This is a genomic window from Vibrio pomeroyi, from assembly GCA_041879425.1.
Classification (GTDB): domain Bacteria; phylum Pseudomonadota; class Gammaproteobacteria; order Enterobacterales; family Vibrionaceae; genus Vibrio; species Vibrio pomeroyi_A.
In genome coordinates this window covers 235909-254197 of sequence record CP090854.1, presented here as the reverse complement: position 1 = coordinate 254197, position 18289 = coordinate 235909, and the positions used below count along the sequence as shown (strand labels likewise).

Sequence of the window (18289 nt, the reverse complement as noted above, 5' to 3'; positions counted from 1 at the left end):
TATGAGCAATCGTAAGCCTTATGTTCGTGAGATGAAGAGAACGTGGTGGAGCAACCATCCGTTCTACCGCTTCTACATGCTACGTGAAGCAACTGTACTGCCTTTGATTCTGTTCACTGTGTTCCTAACCTTTGGTTTAGGTGCGCTAGTGAAAGGCCCTGAAGCGTGGGCGGGTTGGCTGAGCTTTATGGCGAACCCTATCATTGTCGGTATTAATATCGTGGCACTGCTAGGCAGCTTAATGCACGCTCAAACCTTCTTCAGCATGATGCCTCAAGTGATGCCAATCCGCCTGAAAGGTAAATTGGTTGATAAGAGAATCATCGTACTGACTCAGTGGGCAGCGGTGGCTTTTATTTCTTTAATCGTTCTTATTGTGGTGTAAGGAGCTTTCGTTATGAACACAAATTACAAAGTAAAACCTGTTAACCACAATCCTCAACGCTCTGATGAGCCAATCTGGTGGGGTCTGTTTGGCGCTGGCGGTACTTGGTTCGCGATGATCACACCAATCACGATTCTAGTGTTAGGTATCTTAGTGCCAATGGGTATCATCGATGCGGACGCAATGAGCTACGAACGTGTGTCTGAATTTGCCACCAGCATTATCGGTGCGCTATTCATCATCGGTACGCTAGCACTGCCAATGTGGCACGCAATGCACCGTCTTCACCACGGCATGCACGACCTGAAATTCCACGTCGGCGTTGCAGGTAAAGTGGGGTGCTACTTCTTTGCAGGCCTAATCAGCGCGTTATCTGTTATCTTCATCTTTATGATTTAACAGTTAAGAGCAGATTCGGGATTCGAGTAATCGAGATGCGAAAAGTTTAAGAGCGAAAAGACTAAAAGCAGAGCTAGGTTATCCGGCTCTGCTTTTTTGTTGCTTGTCGAATTTCACACATCCAGATAGCTTGCTCTTCCAGGTCTTCATATCCCGAATCCCGTTTACTCGTATCTGCTCTTCCCTCGATCTCCAGATACAAAAAAGGCCGCCTAAGCGACCTTTTTCAGATACTTGAAGTAAATTACTTCACACGACCAACGTATTCGCCAGTACGAGTATCAACTTTAACAACTTCACCGATTGCGATGAATAGAGGTACGCGAACTACCGCGCCAGTTGCTAGAGTTGCAGGCTTACCGCCAGTACCTTGTGTGTCGCCTTTAAGGCCAGGATCGGTTTCTGTTACTGCGATCTCAACAAAGTTTGGTGGAGTTACTGTGATAGGGTTATCATTCCACAACGTTAGAGTACATACGTCGTTTTCAACTAACCATTTAGAAGTCTCGCCTACTGCTTTTGCATCAGCAGCGATTTGCTCGAATGTTTCGTTGTTCATGAAGTGGTAGAATTCGCCATCGCTGTATAGGTAGCCTAGTTCAACGTCTACAACGTCCGCTAGTTCTACTGTATCGCCTGACTTAAATGTTTTCTCTAACACTTTGCCTGACAGCAGTTTACGAAGTTTAACACGGTTAAACGCTTGGCCTTTACCTGGCTTAACGTATTCATTTTCGATAATTGAGCAAGGCTCGTTATCCATCATGAATTTTAAACCGCCTTTGAATTCATTGGTGCTTACTGACGCCATGATTTTCTCTTCCACATCTTTGAGTTAATTTCAATGCCGCATATCATAACCCGAAAAGTCGAATCTGTTGAGCAAAACTGGCTCAAACAACTATCGAATGCGATCTCTGACCCGACAAAACTGCTTGAGGCATTGGAAATAGACCCAACACCGTGGCAAGCAGGCTTTGCTGCACGTGAGTTATTTGCGCTTCGGGTTCCTCTTAGCTTTGTCGAACGAATGGAAAAAGGCAACCCACACGACCCTTTGCTGCGACAGGTTTTGCCGCTAAGCGAAGAGTTTGAGGTTCATCAGGGCTATTCCGCCGATCCATTGGAAGAACAAGACAACGCTATTCCCGGGCTACTACACAAATACAAAAATCGCGCATTGATGATTGTAAAAGGTGGCTGTGCGATTAACTGTCGCTACTGCTTCCGTCGTCATTTTCCGTATCAAGATAACAAGGGCTCAAAAACGGTTTGGCAAACCAGTCTCGATTACGTAGCTCAGCACCCGGAGATCAACGAGGTCATCTTATCTGGTGGCGATCCTCTAATGGCTAAAGACAGTGAAATAGAATGGCTCATTAAAGCCATTGAGCACATTCCACATGTCAAAACCGTTCGTATCCATAGCCGCTTACCGGTTGTGATCCCCGCTCGAGTGACTGACGAGCTGTGCCAAACATTGGCTAACACTCGTTTAAATGTGGTCATGGTTAGCCATATTAATCACGCTAATGAGATCAATGAAGAGCTCAAACAAGCCTTCCAAAAACTTAAGCAAACTGGTGCAACTCTGCTTAATCAAGGCGTGATGCTGAAAGGTGTCAATGATAGCGCTAACTCATTGAAAGATTTAAGTGAAAGGCTATTCGATGCCGGTGTTTTACCTTACTATATGCATGTACTTGATAAGGTTCAGGGCGCGGCGCACTTCTATATTTCGGATGAAGAGGCAAAGCACCACTTCAAGGGTTTGATCTCTGAGGTTTCTGGCTACCTAGTACCAAAACTCACTCGCGAGATTGGCGGTCGCACCAGCAAGACCCCACTCGACCTACACATTGAATAGAGAAGTCGTATCAATGAAATGCCTCAGTTATGCCACCAGCGACAAAACACCGTTCAAAAGGCTTCACCATTATTGAATTGGTTGTGGTGATTGTAATTCTGGGTATTGTGTCAGTGACAGCGGCTTCTAAGTTTCTCAACCTTCAAACCGATGCTCGCATCTCGACATTAAATGGTCTCAAGGGCGGAATGGAGGGCGCAAGTGCTATGCTTTATGGTAAGACATCAGCACTAGGCTTAGATAAGGCTGTCAGCGCATCGATTAATGTTGAAGGTGACGATATATTAGTGGCCTATGGCTACCCCGCAGCGATGAATAAACAGACTTGGTCACAACTCATCGAATCCACCTTCTTAGATGCGGTTTGGGATACAGGTCGAGCAGACTGGTTCTTTACCAATGTAAGTGCCGGAGATGGGACAATTATCTATGCTCCTTCTAGCCGAAAAAATCAGTCTGATAACTGCTACCTTGAGTACCAAGAAGCGACTGAGACCACGACACCAGTCTTCACCTTAACAACAGACGGCTGCTAGACTTTAAGTCATCTTTATCAATCGTTAAGACAAAAAGTTTTTGTTCGATCGTACGGTCTATTATTAGCATACTCGGCTCTATTCTAAATTTTTAGGAGGGGTGATATGACACAATTTATAGAACAAACTCTCAACCTTGCCCCCTTTAGCTGGGCAGGCCTTGCTGTGTGTATGCTGTGTGGTTCGTTAATCGGCATAGAGCGACAAACGCGAGGTAAACCAGTAGGAATCAGAACCTCGATTCTGATCATAAGCGGTACTTACTTCTTCCTCACCATGGCGATTAGCCTTTCCCCCAATACGCTAGATCAAGCTCGTGTGCTTGGTCAGATCATTACTGGTGTAGGTTTCCTTGGTGCAGGCGTGATGATGACGCTCGACGGCAAGATTCATGGCGTGACCTCAGCTGCAATTATCTGGGTGCTTGCTGCACTTGGGATGATGATTGCCCTTGGCCACCTTTCTCAATCGGTCATTATCACGCTAATGGCGCTAGTGATTTTGCTTGGCGTCGACAAGGTAGAAAACAGCTTCCAAAGCTTGCGTCGTGGTGTTCACCAGAAGTGGATGCGTAAAGGTCGCGTGAAGAAATAATACCGCCCTTTATAACCTTTTGTCTCAAGACCTCAATGCACGACCACTGATGCAAAGAAGCCTAGTCAATCGACTAGGCTTTTCGTTATTTGGTGAGTAGCTACTAATACACCTCAATACACACTTGATTCTTACCCGCAGCCTTCGCTTTGTAGAGTTGTTGATCAGACGAACGAATACTCTGGTTCTCCCACAAGTGCCCGACGCTTTCAAACTTATACAGAGAGTAGAGCGTCGCACCTCCAGAGACAGAGATACTGATTTTATCGCCTGTTGGGCATCGATAACTCTGCAAACTGATGTCGTTTTGAATTCGCTCAAAGATCGATGAAAGCAGTTCAGATGATTCACCCGTGATCGCGACAACAAACTCCTCACCACCAAAGCGAGCTACAATGTCTTGTTGCCTAACGCTGTTCATCATCAGTTGAGCAACGTGGCAGATCACCTCGTCTCCTACTTTATGGCCATGTTGATCGTTCACCACCTTGAAGTCATCGATATCAAACACGCCAACACCAATAATCGGCTCTTCATCTTGTGCCAATAATCGAGCTTCAAAACCGCGTCGATTCAATAACCCTGTCAGTGGATCTTGCATCGCTAAATCGTTTAAACGCTTATGTTCTTGCTTGGTATAAAAGCGCCACAGTGACAAGGCTGATACAAAATACAAAACCAGTAAAATGAATAACTGAACCCGCTCCATCTCCAACACATGTAAGAAGTGCTCGCTCTTATCCTCTTCGATAGTCAGGTAGAGTTGTGTGTTGATGCCATCGACATACAAAGGTCGTGAATGGGTAAAGTCCATCAGGCCATATTTGTTGGCACCTCTGACACTCGTCACCTCATAACCATGTGCTGGATTCGATACGAGATTAGAGACATAACCATCAACACCTAACACCCCTTTAAACTCACCATTGACGTAGATCCCTTTGGTTAAAGTCACGACTTTTTTCCCGGTAAGGTAGTCATCATATTGCCCGGTATACACCACCTGCTCTTTGCCCTGAGAGAGACCAAAGCGAATCGTATTCACCCAATAAGGACGGCTGTTCACGACCGAATCAAAGGTATCGCCCTTAATGTAGCTAGCAAAGTCAGAAGGTGAAGAGATGATGAACTTCTCTTTCGAGATGAAGTAAATCGCAGAGATGGTCTCTATAGTATTGGCGAAATAAGCCATGGTAGGTGCGATGAATAAGCGCTTGGCCGCTTCAGAGTGAAGTTCTGAATTAGGGTCGCACATCTCGCTCGGGCCAGAGAACATAAAGTCAAAACGAGGGGCTTGCTGCTCCTCACTAATGAAGTAACACGTCTCACCGTCTACCTTTTTGTCATGCGAGAATACATAAGTATCTCCATGCAATGGGTAAAGCGCAGTGATGTTGTACTCAAGCGCATTAATGATCTGTGTGAGCTCGGTTAAAGAGCGTGTCACGCCTTGGTTTTCAATTCCATACTGTTTATCTGATTCTTCCGCTGAATCAACGAGCAACAAGCTCAAAACTACTAAAAAAATGGCGGTCAGGCTTAAAAAAGCCCTTTTAAAATCGACGGTATGGTGATTAATCAAAGCATATAAATCATCGCTGGGAATTTATCGAACATTGTACTTATAAATGAAAATAGCGCAACATTAAATATAAAACAACATGCTTATCTGTTTTGGAGGGGCGTTTGGAAATCTATAAGAAAATGCTGAGTTGCAATAACGCCTAAGTCAGATGCACTTAGGCGTTATGAATCACTATAGTAACACTAAGCCTTACTTAGCAAAGTTTACAATCGGGAAGCACGGGAAGAAACCGTTATCAGCACAGTTGATCAAACCAACCTGTACGCCTTCGATTTTGTTGGTTTTGTTGAAGATACCAACCTGAACCGTAGACACTTCTGAAAGGTTCGCTGCGCCAACATCAACCATAGTGTTACCTTCTGAGTAGTTGACGAAACTCACGTTCGCGCCTTTCACATCGTTAGTGATGTTAACTGCACCTAAGTTAAGACCCGTTGTTTGGCCTGTGTTCCAGTTAAAGAAACCCAGTGACGCGCCTGTCATTTCTTGGTTCACTTTAGATGCACCAAAAATACCCAGGTTCACACCTGTTGTTGTTTGCGTTTCTGACATACCCACAACCGCAAGATCAAGACCTTTAAGATCGTTAACTTGTCCATGAAGTAAAGCCAAACGCACACCGCCAACGGCATCTGAATCAGGTGCGTTGAAGCCGTTGATTGTTGAAAACATAACTGGCGAAGAAGCGAATGCCGCAGGTGCCATTACTGCTGCCGACACAGCAAGTACTGAAAGTAGTTTTTTCATTGGGGAGTCTCCACTGACTTATTGTTGACTTGATTTATACATTATCAATCAAGCGTTTATTGTCCTTTATTCAACAGCTATCCATGTTAAATCGATGTCATAACCGTACTGTTGAATATAAGACTCTAAATCATAAAGAGCAATATAAAGAAAGGGATACGATAAGAGGTAAGAGTAGCCGTCGGCACACATTTCGATGCACAACACTAAAGATTCCCAATCACGCTCGTGCCTCGCTGTAAGGAATGACGAATTCAAAACATAAAAAAACGGAGACCTAAGTCTCCGCTTTAAAGCTTGTGTATGGCTTTCTCTGCTATAGAGAAAGGGGATGATACATCATGCCGCCCATAGCAACCTAAGCTATTACTTTAAAAGAAAATTAAAAGTAAAGCATAACAAAATACCCTTCATTACACCCTCAACTATAATCAAATGATTGAATCATCGGCAATATATAGCTTTATCGTTACACTTAGAAGAATGGCACAATATCAATCTCTTTTATACTAAAAAACGAAGCACCATATAATCAAGTGATTCCAGAAGGTTAAGCTCCTGTAATGCGGTATTCATTTCTTTGTCAAATTAAAACCCTAGTGTTTAATATCGAGTTGGTAGAAACTAACCTGAGTATAATCTCCAGCCTCAATACCTTCGTTTTTACAACGTACAACACCCGTACTACATTGATTGTATGCACCCGCTTTAAAGAAGAACCATTCATTTTTATATCCAGCATCGTACTTATTACCAAGGTAGTGCCCCTTCGCTAAGTCAATCGCAAAAGAACGAGTGATTGGCATTTTGCTCTCCAAGTTTTTCGTGAACTCGAGATACATTACATCACCATCAACTTGGATCTCGTAGGAAAATTTCTCCCCGAGTTTGATACCATCAGTGGGTTCTGGCTCACCAAATCGAATTTTAGCCTTACCAAAAACATTGTGAGAAATATCCAAACGACGATGGTAATCATCACCTAATGCGTTATTTTCATAATTCCAATATACCGAACCATACTCTTGATCAGGCAACTTACGGTAGAAAATTTTAAGAGGTTCATTCGTCCCTGCATGAATCTGTCCAATAACAACAGAGAAAGAGTCATTATGACGATGGTCACCACTTTGGCTTACATGGTCGACAGCAAGAGTCGCATTCATTTTTCCACCAATGGCACCAAACTCATCAGCATCAGGATGTGATGCAAGGACAAAATTGTTCGCAGGTTCATAAGGGCCAATCGATGCATTATCTGAGATTAAAGCATGAAGCTCAGACCGAGCATTACTCGAATTCGGTGTCGTCATCGCTTTATTCGGAGCCGCAAACACCATTGCGCCACTTTCTTTGTCGGTATAAAACCACGGTGCATGTTGGTAGTCTTCATTCAACTCAGCTTTGGATATTTCCATCACTTTACCTTTACGCTCAGGTTTTGTGTCTTCCATCGGAGTTACTATTTTCCACTTGGACAAATCAAAATTTTCAGACGGTGCTTTGCTTGGATCAAGTTGCGCCATCGCATGAGAAGAGATAGCCGAAATGCTCAACGCTAGTAGGGTTTTAGAAGTAATATTCATTGTTGTTTCTCTTTATTGTTATGTTGAAAACCCACCGCAATAGCATTGCAGCGGGTTTGGTGTATCACTGTGGTTGAAGAAGACGCTCTTTGACTCCGAGATGAAAAAGCACACCGTCCCAATCGATAACTGCCCCCTCTTCATTTAGATGACAGCTCAAGTTCACCTCCTTTACACAATTCATCAGTACACGGTGGTTAAAACGTGCTGGTAACTGCCACTCTAGATGGTTGATTTGCTTCTGAGCATCCGATTCAACGTCACCATAAAAGTCACTAGCATCATTGATTTCTGGAACGAACCTGGGGCTCCCCATATCTTCTCCAGTAAGCTGAAGGCAGTACTCAAGATTGCCTTGAAGAAGTCGAGTCTTATCAGCTCCAAGCTCGACGTCACTCGGAGTGTGCAAACGCCATTGGAGCTCTCTCGCTTCAGTTAGCTCGATGTCGTCAAAAATCACCACACCTTTATCTGCTACTTGAACAAGCGTTCGCCAATAATGTTTGCAGCCCACGTAAGCCTCGGTTAAATCAAGAACAACGTAGTTGAAATCCGCGTCGTTTTTCTGTTTGATCAATTGAGCAACACCTGAAGGACAATCCAGCTTTTGCCCCATTCCAGCAATCAAAGGCAAGTTGTGCGCTTGAGTGGTTCGAGTCCACAAGCTGTGATGTTGGCTACCAAATCGATAACCATAACTGCCACTTGGGGTTAAGATATTTTGGCCCTGATCAACGAAGGCAAAGTTACCTTGGTCGGCATGACGGTGTGAGCTGTTGCCAAATTGACTCGCGCGGTAATACAGAGCCATCTTGTTTTTCGACAACTTGCCCAGGCCAGCGTATGAGTAATAAATATGCGCTAAGTCATTTGAATACTCGTCGACGCCATCCGTCACCTCACGATGGCTCAACTGCGGTATGGTTGGCACCACATCTAATAGATGCAGTTTGTAAGACTGGACTTCATCTTCTAGCACTTTATCCAAACTACGGGCGGCCTGATCACCGTAGCGTTGTGCGTAAATACGTAGTGGATTTTGAGCGAAGAACCCGGGCCACTCTTTGCCTTCTCGTTGACACCAAAAGCCGTCACCAAACGGGTGAATACGTTCTTGAGTCGCCACAAAGTCCATTGCAAATTTGACATAGTTTTTGTAAAACGGATGATTATAGAAAGAGAATCCACTCAAACGCTCCACAGCTAAAAAGAATGGATGATGCCATTTGGTATAAGACGACGAATAAAAAGGCCCCTCTACCCAACTTCCATCTTCGCCTCCATAAAATGGCAAAACACCTCGATAAATCGTCAATGCGTAGTCCAACCAACGTTCACACGTGGTGATATCAAACTCTTTATGCAAAGTAAGGGCGGCAATACCTAAGTAAGCAGGAAGCCTTGATGTATGAGAATGTCCCGGAAACTGCTTAAACTGGTCTTGTTCTAGCCTTTCTTCCATTTGAAACGCTAAGCGAACCAATAATGGACGAACAAAATCACGTTCTTCCTCTGTCAATAAAGGCGACAGCCAGTGGTAAGCGAGATATAAGTTCCTTGCTAAAGACAAACCGACCTCATCTCCCCAAGTACATGGGCGAAGCAAAGAAGCGGGTCCCTCTGGACTCCACTCAGCAAGGCGCAATAACACCTGACAAGCTTGATGACCAGCAGTATCGTCACCCCAAACTCGATAGAGTAACGTTAAGGCAATCAAATCACGGTCAATCCAGTTACGCACATTTGCGATGGCTGTGCGCTTCCCTTCTTCTTGCCCTCTGCGATAGTGATTAGGGTATTGGATAGCTTCAATATCAATGCCTTCAACACTTGCAGCAAATTTCGATCGAAACTCTGAAACCGATTTTTGTATGGTTGGGATATCAATGTCGAAATACAGTAAGAACTGCTCATGCTCTTCACATAAAGCAAACAGCTCTTTCGCAGATGGAGCTAAATATCCCTCGGTCTCCGCATCAATAGAGAACTCGTGCCAAAGAGATAATTCACCACTTTGTTCACATCTTACTCGCCAACGGTAGTTGCCCTGTTCAAGGGAAAAGTCCAGCTGCATCGGAGACTGAATACGCTCCCAATGCCATGATTTTTTATGATCTACAGCCTCTAACTCAAGACAATACAACGCTTCATAACGCTCATGAGGCCAGTTAAAACTGGGCGGATTTACCACGACAGTATGCTTTGTTGGTGAAGTGAATAACTGAAAGTCATGTTTTCTTGTTAGGGTTAACATGGATTAATTACTCCTTATTAAACCAGTGATATTGGCCTGACTCAGGGTCAATCCGACCAATTTGTTTAGCTGGTGTGCCAGCAACTATCGCATAAGGGAGAACATCTGATGTAACCACGGAATTGGCACAGACAAGCGCGCACTCACCGACCGTCGTTCCTGGTGTAATAACGACACCAGAGGTAAGCCAGACGCCTCTTTGAATGACTACGCTCCCCTCCTCCCAACAACTTCGTCCACTAAAACAATTCGTCATTGGGTCAAACACATGGTTACCCGCAACAATAGAAACGTGAGGACCAATCGCGACATCTTCACCAATGACGATGTCACCGTTGATGTAGCTGTACAAACCAACATAGCTACGTGGACCTAATTGATTGTCTCCAATGCGAACGATGGCCCCCGGCGCAATACGCACATTTTCATTCGTGAAACCAAGAATTTGAGCTCGTGCTTCATCGTCCTGTTTGTTGTTGCTTTGAGTGGTATATAAGGTCAATTTGCGAAACTCTTCATCGGTGAGTTCGCCACCAAACTTTTCTTGTACTGACATAGTGAGATCCTTGGGCTGAACGAATTCAGCCCATTTTGATTAAACATTATTTGTTATAGATATGGGCTTTATTGAGCGGCTGGCTCTTTTTGAAGCAAGTAGAAGTAGGCCACCAATACCACCGATGATCAGAGCAACAATCATAAACAACATGCGCCCCCACATTGGATTCGGAATAAGAACCAACATAGAGAGGAACACCGCGGCAACCAGCAGCATTTTTCCAAGCATATCGCGCTGTTTGTTGTCCATTGCGATGCTCGTAACGTTGTCTTCCACCAGGACTTCAGTATCAACATTGCTAAAGAAACGATTAACTTCAACTTCTCGCTCAGGAGTGTGCCCTTTATAGAAGAACTGGGAGAGAACAAAGAACGGCAAAGTAATTGACATATGGCCAACCACGCCAAGCGTCACTGATTTCATTTCCGCAAACTCACGAGCAGATAACGGTTGGTCGAGCCCAAGAATGCCTTGCATCACCTCTGGTGTGATGAAGAACGCAATGATAGATGACACCACCATACCGACTAAGATAGTGCCCCATCCGGCCCAATCTGGTGTTTTTCTGATGAAGAAACACATAATAGATGGAATAAGGACAGGGAATCCAACCAAGGTGCCAACAAGCATCATGAGGTCAAAAAGACCAAACTGCTTCAAAGAAGTGAGGAACAGGGCAGAAATGATAATGATGATTCCGAATGCAGCGGTAAGCACTCGGCTCGCACTCATTAATTTAGCTTCTGTTGCCTCTTTACAGAAATAAGGTTCGTACACGCTTTTTAAGATGATCCCTGCGTTACGGTTTAGTGCAGAGTCCATTGATGACATTGTCGCGGCGAACATGGCTGCCAACATCAACCCAACCATACCAACTGGCATCTCGTTCTTAACGAACATGTAGTAAGTTGCGTCTGCGACTTTACTGCCTAAACCTTCAAGTCCCCAAGTGCTGGTATCTGGATAATTTCCCGCGACAAACCAAGCAGGTAGGAACCACATCAAAGGACCAATGATCATCAATCCACATGCTAACAGCGCTGCTTTACGAGCATTCTTAGTGTCTTTTGATGCAATAAATCGATAAGAGTCCACCATGTTGTTGGTACTGAAAAACTGCTTAACAAAAATACAGATAAACCAACCAACAAATAGATATGAATAACTGTAGCCATCGCCGATGAGCTGTTGTGTCGGTAAACCCACTTCAAGTAAGTTGCCAACACCACCTGATTTCCAGATAGCAACCATCGCAGCAATAAAGGTCATGACGGTGATGATGATCATCTGCATAAAGTCAGAAGCGATAACAGCCCAGCTGCCACCAACCAAAGAAATAAATAGAACAACCAGCCCCGCACCTACGATAGTCTGTTCTAAAGGGACGCCAATTACGGCGCTAGTGAAAACGGCTAAACCATTCAGCCAAATAGCAGCTTGCAGCACACTTAGGGGAACGTTAGCCCATGTAAATACTTGTTCATTGACACGGCCAAGACGTAAACGTACACCTTGGATCGGGCTGATCACACGCATTTGGCGGGCTTTCGCCGCAAAGAAAAGATAGTTGACAAAATATCCAAGGGCGTTAGCGAAAAAAACAATCGCAACTGACATACCACTAGTCAGTGCTTTACCCATCAGACCGGTGAATGTCATGGCACTCAGCGCCATCATGAAGGCGCTAGAACCGACCATCCACCAAAGCATCTTACCACCACCACGAAAGTACTCGCTCGTGTTCGCTGCGGCAGAACGAAACACCCAACCCAACCCGATAAGGAAGGCGAAGTACCCTAAAACTATAATTACATCAATGTCCATTTTTTGTTTCCTGTTTTGTAGGGAGGTATGCACATCTCATGCAGTTCGACACGCTCTAATCGACATGTTTTAGAAACAACTGAGACTTACACCATAAACAAAACTAAACGGACTTAAACAAAGTTGGAAATAGCATTAATGTATAACAATAATACAAACAAAAAATAGGCACTCGATGGATCTAAAAACACTCACCACTTTTGTCACAGTTGCACGTTTGAAGAACTTCACAGCAGCCGCTAGAGAACTTCACACGGTACAGCCGACCGTTTCTCGTCATATTTTTGATCTAGAAAATGAACTGCAAACAAAGCTGTTTGATCGCACGACCCATCAGGTGGATCTGACCCCATCAGGAGAACGATTACTGCCAGAAGCCCTACATATCATCGAGAATGATCAACGAGTAAAATCCGTAATCAAGCAAATAGATTCTGATGAACATCAAGAAATTAAAGTCGGATATCTTGCTACGGCGTGCACTTTTTTCCTTCCGGAACTGATTAACCGATTTCGCGCCAGGTACACCAATGCCCAACTGCGTCTGTATGAAATGACACCTGCCGAGCAAATTGAGGCCATGGTCGACAATAAAGTTGATATCGTTTTCAGTCGTGAAAGCCATCACTTAGACGAAAGTTATTTTTCTTCTTATCTTGTCTACGAAGACAGCTTGACTGCACTCTTGCCTCGCAATCATTCTCTCGCGGCTAAAAAATGCATCGACATTGAAGATCTCCAAAATGAAAGCATTCATCTATTTCATCGCAATGAATGGTTAGGTGTTTATGAGAGAATCATTCGGGTTTGCAGGGAAAACGGTTTTGCGCCCAATGTCGTTGGAAACCCAATGAATATGCGTCACTTGGTTACGACCGTCTCTTCAGGGTTAGGTATCTCCATCACCCCTCGGTGCATTAAATTTATCGCCGATGACAGTTGCGTGTGCAGGCCAATCAACCAAATCGACATTCAATTACCTTTAACAGCCTATTTCCGTAAGTACAACAAAAGCCATATCGTCGATGAATTTATTTCGCACACTATTGCTGAGAGCACCAAAATTCAAGCAATGCTTTAAACTTAACAACCACCTACTAAAGTAGGTGGGTTAGTATTACGGACTGAAAGTCCGGATACGGGTCAAAGACCCGTTGTTAGTCGCTTTCAGTTCGGAAGTTATCTTCGACCTTTGGCTCAAAATGATGCTCTAGGTATTTGTTTGAGTTAACTAGCCCGAAGTAACACAGAAGTAACCTCGAGCCCAAAAATGTCGACCCCAATACCTTCTTTTGAGATCTGGGAAACTCTCAAACAATTTGCTAGAAGAACGCCCTTTGATTCGACGCATTATTTCGCTAGGAGCCATATTAGATGGTGCTGATACCAAAAGATGCGCGTGATCCTTACTGACTACACCTTTGAGTATGTCGATTTCAAACATTTGACATGTTTGTCTGATTAATTCACGTACTTTCAATCCGACATCACCAGACAAAACCTAATACCGATATTTTGTAACGAATACAAAATGATACTGAATTTTAAAAACCGTATGACCATCCGTAACGATGGTACATGACCAACTCCATCTATGTACAGAGTTGTAAAGTATCATAGCTAAAGCTGATCGACTAAAGTCGGTGGTTTTAACCTTTTAGGAGACTAATAAAAACGAGGTTCATTGCAGGTTTACAAGAATGATAAAGGGACAACTCGCGTCCCTAACTTCAGATTCGACCAATGAGATAATCAAAGTTGTAGAAGAAAACCAGAAGCTCATCAACGAAGTGACCACCATGATGGCTGAAATGTCGTCCATTACGGAAGAAGGCAATGCCAAAATTACCCAAGTCTCGACCGTCATGGATGAGATCCATAAAGGTGCAGAGAATGTTTCGAGCACAGTGATGAATCTTTCTAATAGCCAATAGTAATCAACAATTTAGCGATAGATCAATTTACGACGTGATAGAGAAATTCACGACATGATAAGCCCGCAAGCAGGTCGCTCCGTGTTAACTCAGCGCGAGGTAAACACCATTGAGTCGCCGATCGGTTAGTCGGCTGTTCGGTTAATAGGTTAATAGGTTAATAGGTTAATAGGTTAATAGGTTAATAGGCTAATAGGCTAATAGGTCAGTCGGTTAATGACAGAGCTTAAGCTAAAACCTCAGCCTTGAATAACCATAAGCTTTGGAACTGAAACCTTGTCATTAAAGGCAAAGAAAAGATCCGAGCCGTGGTTAATATATCGAATAGAGTTGTGCATTTTATTGGATGTCTTACTTGTTGGATTTCTTATTTGTTGGGTGTCTTAGAAAATAGAAACTAAAATGTATGGTCCGCCCCGTTATTGCAACTACAATTAAGTAATAACGGAGTTGGTTTGCGCTAATGTATTCGGAGTCCTTGTTGGGAGCACTAGCTTCCCAGCTCCACGATGATATCCGCGCCAGATTATCCTTAAAAAGCCCAAAGCATTAATTGCTATTTTTTGTGTCAGGTTCTTAATCTGGCCGATTGACCGTTTTTGTCATCACGTTCATTGGCGTTGCAAACTTGGTTATAGCTAAACAGCCTTAAAAGCTTGGCGGTGGTATAACACCGCCCAAGCTATCCTCACTAGCTTGTTGGCTAATGCGACTACCACTACATTAAATGGTTTGGTGGCTCGTAGATTCACAAGCCACTCTCCAAACACTTTCCCTGTCGTCTCTAGTCTAGAGAGTACAGCCCTTGCCCCATGGATAAACAGAGTTCTGAGGTGTTTATTCCCTCGTTTACTCATACCAAGTAGCTTGGTCTTTCCTCCCGTTGAGAATTGCCTTGGCACAAGCCCCAACCAAGCCGCCATCTCACGGCCATTGGTAAAGTTACTCGGAGAGCTTACATCGGCAATACACAATGTGGAGGTAAGATCACCAATTCCAGGGATAGTTTTTAATAATTGAGCACTTTCGTTATTATTAACAATAGTTTGAAGCTTGTTATCTTGAGTTTTGATTTGTTCATTAAGGTACTTGTAATGTTCGTGAATAGATATCAATTCACATAGCAAGCTTTTTGGTAATGAGACGGTTTGTTCTGCTAACCATTGAAACAGAGACTTCATCTTTGCATGCCCTTTGGGAAAGCTAAGGCCGAACTCAAGTAAGATCGCGCCGATCCGCGACATAGTGGCGGTTCTCTCCTTGATATAACTATCTCTGACTCGATGAATCGCTGCGATGACTTGAGCCTCTTCACTTTTTACAGCTACAAACCTCATGGTCGGTCGACCCGCAGCCTCTGCGATCGCTGAAGCATCGATGAAATCGTTTTTATTGCCTTTGACATAAGGTTTAACATACTGAGGAGGAATAAGTCGGGGTTGATGTCCAAACTCACTACACTTTCGAGCAAGCCAATGAGCACCGCCACAAGCTTCGAAAGCAATGGTTGTTGGTTCTATTTTACTAAGAAAGATTAAGAGTTGAGTGCGATTAAATTTACGACGCAGCACCTCCACGCCACAACGGTTATGTGCGATAGCATGGAAGCAATGTTTACCTAGGTCGATACCTAAAATATGAATAGAAGACATATGGTTCACCTCATTCTGAGAGCCTACTCTAAGCTTAAGGGCTTGAGAGTGAGGCGGACCATATAATTAAGCCCCGTAAACACAACGTTTACGGGGCTTTTCAGACTTTATAGGATTAAGTCAGGGGGATGACTACATCATGCCGCCCATACCACCCATACCGCCCATGCCACCCATATCAGGCATTGCAGGAGCTGAATCTTGAGGCTTGTCAGTGATCATCGCTTCTGTTGTGATCATAAGACCAGCAACTGATGCTGCGAACTGAAGTGCAGAGCGAGTTACCTTAGTTGGATCTAGGATACCCATTGCAATCATGTCGCCGTATTCGCCAGTCGCCGCGTTGTAACCGTAGTTACCTTCGCCAGCACGAACGTTGTTAGCAACAACAGATTCTTCATCACCTGCGTTCTTCGTGATTTGACGGATAGGCGATTCCATTGCACGTAGTGCAACACGGATACCGACGTTTTGCTCTTCGTTGTCGCCTTCAAGGCCAGCAACTTTAGATGCAGCGCGGATAAGTGCAACACCACCACCAGCAACCACACCTTCTTCAACGGCAGCGCGAGTTGCGTGAAGTGCATCTTCAACGCGGTCTTTCTTCTCTTTCATCTCAACTTCAGTTGCAGCGCCCACTTTGATTACTGCAACACCGCCAGCTAGCTTAGCTACGCGCTCTTGAAGTTTCTCTTTGTCGTAGTCAGACGTTGCATCTTCGATTTGTTGACGGATTTGAGAAACGCGACCTTGGATCATTGTTTCTTCGCCCGCGCCATCGATGATGGTTGAGTTTTCTTTAGTGATAGTTACACGCTTAGCTTGACCTAGGTCTTCTAGCGTTACTTTCTCTAGGTCTAGGCCGATCTCTTCAGAGATAACCGTACCGCCCGTTAGGATAGCGATATCTTGTAGCATAGACTTACGACGGTCACCGAAACCAGGCGCTTTAACAGCCGCGACTTTCACGATGCCACGCATGTTGTTCACAACAAGCGTTGCTAGCGCTTCGCCTTCTACATCTTCAGCGATGATAAGAAGTGGACGAGATGCTTTTGCTACTGCTTCTAGAGTCGGAAGAAGCTCACGAATGTTCGAAATTTTCTTGTCGATAAGAAGAATGAATGGGCTTTCTAGATCAACAGAACCCGCTTCTTGGTTGTTGATGAAGTAAGGAGATAGGTAACCGCGGTCGAACTGCATACCTTCAACTACGTCTAGCTCGTCTTGTAGAGCCTGACCTTCTTCAACAGTGATAACGCCATCACGGCCTACTTTTTCCATCGCTTCAGCAATGATGTTTCCCACTGTAGCGTCAGAGTTTGCAGAGATAGTACCGACTTGCGCGATAGCTTTCGTATCTGCACATGGAACAGAAAGGTTCTTCAGTTCTTCTACAGCCGCGATAACCGCTTTGTCGATGCCGCGCTTGAGATCCATTGGGTTCATACCCGCAGCAACCGCTTTTAGGCCTTCAGCGATAATCGACTGAGCCAATACTGTTGCTGTTGTTGTTCCGTCGCCCGCCGCGTCATTCGCTTGCGAAGCCACTTCTTTAACCATTTGTGCGCCCATGTTTTGGAACTTGTCTTCAAGTTCGATTTCACGTGCAACTGAAACACCATCTTTAGTGATAGTCGGTGCGCCAAATGATTTGTCTAGAACAACGTTACGGCCTTTAGGACCTAGTGTTACTTTTACTGCGTCAGCCAGAACGTTTACACCTTCTAGCATTTTAATACGTGCGTCATTACCAAATTTAACGTCTTTAGCAGCCATCTTAATTTCCTTTCAAATTCTTTGTTTCGGGGCGTCTCAGCGTTATCGCGTCATTCTGAACAGTGAGGGACGAACGTGATTCAGAATCTACTCAAATCGCACTCTGTTTAGATTCCAGATAATTCGTTCCTCATTTCTGGAATGACGATATGAATCATCCAATACTGGCTCTGATAACTTTTACTGAGAGTTAAATGAAAAATAGATTACTCGACGATCGCCATGATGTCGTTTTCAGACATGATCAGAACTTCTTTGCCGTCGATTTTTTCAGTTTTCGTGCCGTAACCTTCAGCAAAGATAACGGTATCGCCAACTTTTACGTCCAACGGTTGCACTGAACCGTTTTCTAGAATGCGGCCTTTGCCAACAGCTAGAATGATACCGCGAGTCGATTTTTCTGCGGCAGAACCAGTTAGAACGATGCCACCAGCAGATTTAGATTCAACTTCTTGGCGCTCAACGATAACTCGGTCATGTAGAGGACGGATATTCATCGGTCTTATCTCCTGATAATTTCCATTTAAATTTTGATAGTTGCCACGATTAGCGTGGGTCAAACAATATGTTGGGGACAATGTGATGAAT

At 44.2% G+C, this 18289-nt stretch carries 17 protein-coding genes and 1 pseudogene; 7 read left to right on the top strand and 11 right to left on the bottom strand.

From position 1 onward, the window contains the following. Position 1: 1 nt before the first annotated feature. Both frdC and frdD read left to right on the top strand, forming a co-directional pair. A complete protein-coding gene (gene frdC / locus L0992_01165) occupies positions 2-385 on the top strand; it encodes a fumarate reductase subunit FrdC (GenBank protein ID XGB67373.1) in 384 nt (127 codons plus the stop codon). Between the two features lie 12 nt (positions 386-397). Continuing rightward, entirely contained in the window at positions 398-784 is a 387-nt protein-coding gene (gene frdD, locus L0992_01160; protein ID XGB67372.1) for a fumarate reductase subunit FrdD, read from the top strand. 244 nt (positions 785-1028) lie between these two features. Here frdD and efp read toward each other — a convergent pair whose 3' ends face one another. Then, positions 1029-1595: an elongation factor P gene (gene efp / locus L0992_01155; protein ID XGB67371.1), complete on the bottom strand. Its 567-nt coding sequence runs from the start codon at positions 1593-1595 to the stop codon at positions 1029-1031. A gap of 33 nt (positions 1596-1628) precedes the next feature. Between efp and epmB the strand changes: the two genes are divergently transcribed. The 3 genes from epmB to L0992_01140 all read left to right on the top strand — a co-directional run bounded on the left by epmB (position 1629) and on the right by L0992_01140 (position 3781). Next, on the top strand, positions 1629-2651 hold the full coding sequence (gene epmB, locus L0992_01150; protein XGB67370.1) for an EF-P beta-lysylation protein EpmB: 1023 nt from the start codon (positions 1629-1631) through the stop codon (positions 2649-2651). A 29-nt stretch (positions 2652-2680) separates the two neighbouring features. Further along, complete coding sequence (locus L0992_01145) at positions 2681-3187, top strand: prepilin-type N-terminal cleavage/methylation domain-containing protein (GenBank protein ID XGB67369.1); 507 nt, start codon at positions 2681-2683, stop codon at positions 3185-3187. A gap of 105 nt (positions 3188-3292) precedes the next feature. Continuing rightward, positions 3293-3781 (top strand): MgtC/SapB family protein, encoded by a 489-nt coding sequence (locus tag L0992_01140; GenBank protein ID XGB67368.1) that lies wholly within the window; start codon positions 3293-3295, stop codon positions 3779-3781. 103 nt (positions 3782-3884) lie between these two features. Here the strand turns inward: L0992_01140 and L0992_01135 are convergent, their stop codons facing one another. The 6 genes from L0992_01135 to L0992_01110 all read right to left on the bottom strand — a co-directional run bounded on the left by L0992_01135 (position 3885) and on the right by L0992_01110 (position 12336). Continuing rightward, positions 3885-5309 (bottom strand): diguanylate cyclase, encoded by a 1425-nt coding sequence (locus L0992_01135; protein XGB68663.1) that lies wholly within the window; start codon positions 5307-5309, stop codon positions 3885-3887. Positions 5310-5555: 246 nt separating this feature from the next. Continuing rightward, entirely contained in the window at positions 5556-6113 is a 558-nt protein-coding gene (locus L0992_01130; GenBank protein ID XGB67367.1) for a phaC PHA synthase, read from the bottom strand. Between the two features lie 596 nt (positions 6114-6709). Continuing rightward, a complete protein-coding gene (locus L0992_01125) occupies positions 6710-7699 on the bottom strand; it encodes a polysaccharide lyase family 7 protein (GenBank protein ID XGB67366.1) in 990 nt (329 codons plus the stop codon). 64 nt (positions 7700-7763) lie between these two features. Beyond that, entirely contained in the window at positions 7764-9953 is a 2190-nt protein-coding gene (locus L0992_01120; protein ID XGB67365.1) for a heparinase II/III family protein, read from the bottom strand. 7 nt (positions 9954-9960) lie between these two features. After that, positions 9961-10509 carry an acyltransferase gene (locus L0992_01115; protein XGB67364.1) on the bottom strand — a complete coding sequence of 183 codons (549 nt, stop codon included), beginning with the start codon at positions 10507-10509 and terminating at the stop codon, positions 9961-9963. A gap of 39 nt (positions 10510-10548) precedes the next feature. After that, on the bottom strand, positions 10549-12336 hold the full coding sequence (locus tag L0992_01110; protein ID XGB67363.1) for a transporter: 1788 nt from the start codon (positions 12334-12336) through the stop codon (positions 10549-10551). Between the two features lie 175 nt (positions 12337-12511). On the opposite strand from L0992_01110, the gene L0992_01105 reads away from it, so the two are divergent. Beyond that, positions 12512-13417: a LysR family transcriptional regulator gene (locus tag L0992_01105; protein ID XGB67362.1), complete on the top strand. Its 906-nt coding sequence runs from the start codon at positions 12512-12514 to the stop codon at positions 13415-13417. A 76-nt stretch (positions 13418-13493) separates the two neighbouring features. Here L0992_01105 and tnpA read toward each other — a convergent pair. Next, positions 13494-13916: pseudogene (tnpA, locus tag L0992_01100) on the bottom strand (IS200/IS605 family transposase). A 120-nt stretch (positions 13917-14036) separates the two neighbouring features. Here tnpA and L0992_01095 point away from each other — a divergent pair. Then, positions 14037-14270, top strand: coding sequence for a hypothetical protein (locus L0992_01095; protein ID XGB67361.1), 234 nt, complete (start codon positions 14037-14039; stop codon positions 14268-14270). Positions 14271-14908: 638 nt separating this feature from the next. On the opposite strand, the gene L0992_01090 is transcribed toward L0992_01095, so the two are convergent. The 3 genes from L0992_01090 to L0992_01080 form a co-directional block, all read right to left on the bottom strand. Further along, positions 14909-15922, bottom strand: a complete 1014-nt coding sequence (locus L0992_01090; protein ID XGB67360.1) for an IS110 family transposase — start codon at positions 15920-15922, stop codon at positions 14909-14911. 132 nt (positions 15923-16054) lie between these two features. Continuing rightward, positions 16055-17701: a chaperonin GroEL gene (gene groL / locus L0992_01085; protein XGB67359.1), complete on the bottom strand. Its 1647-nt coding sequence runs from the start codon at positions 17699-17701 to the stop codon at positions 16055-16057. Between the two features lie 206 nt (positions 17702-17907). Beyond that, a complete protein-coding gene (locus L0992_01080) occupies positions 17908-18198 on the bottom strand; it encodes a co-chaperone GroES (GenBank protein XGB67358.1) in 291 nt (96 codons plus the stop codon). Positions 18199-18289: the final 91 nt, after the last annotated feature.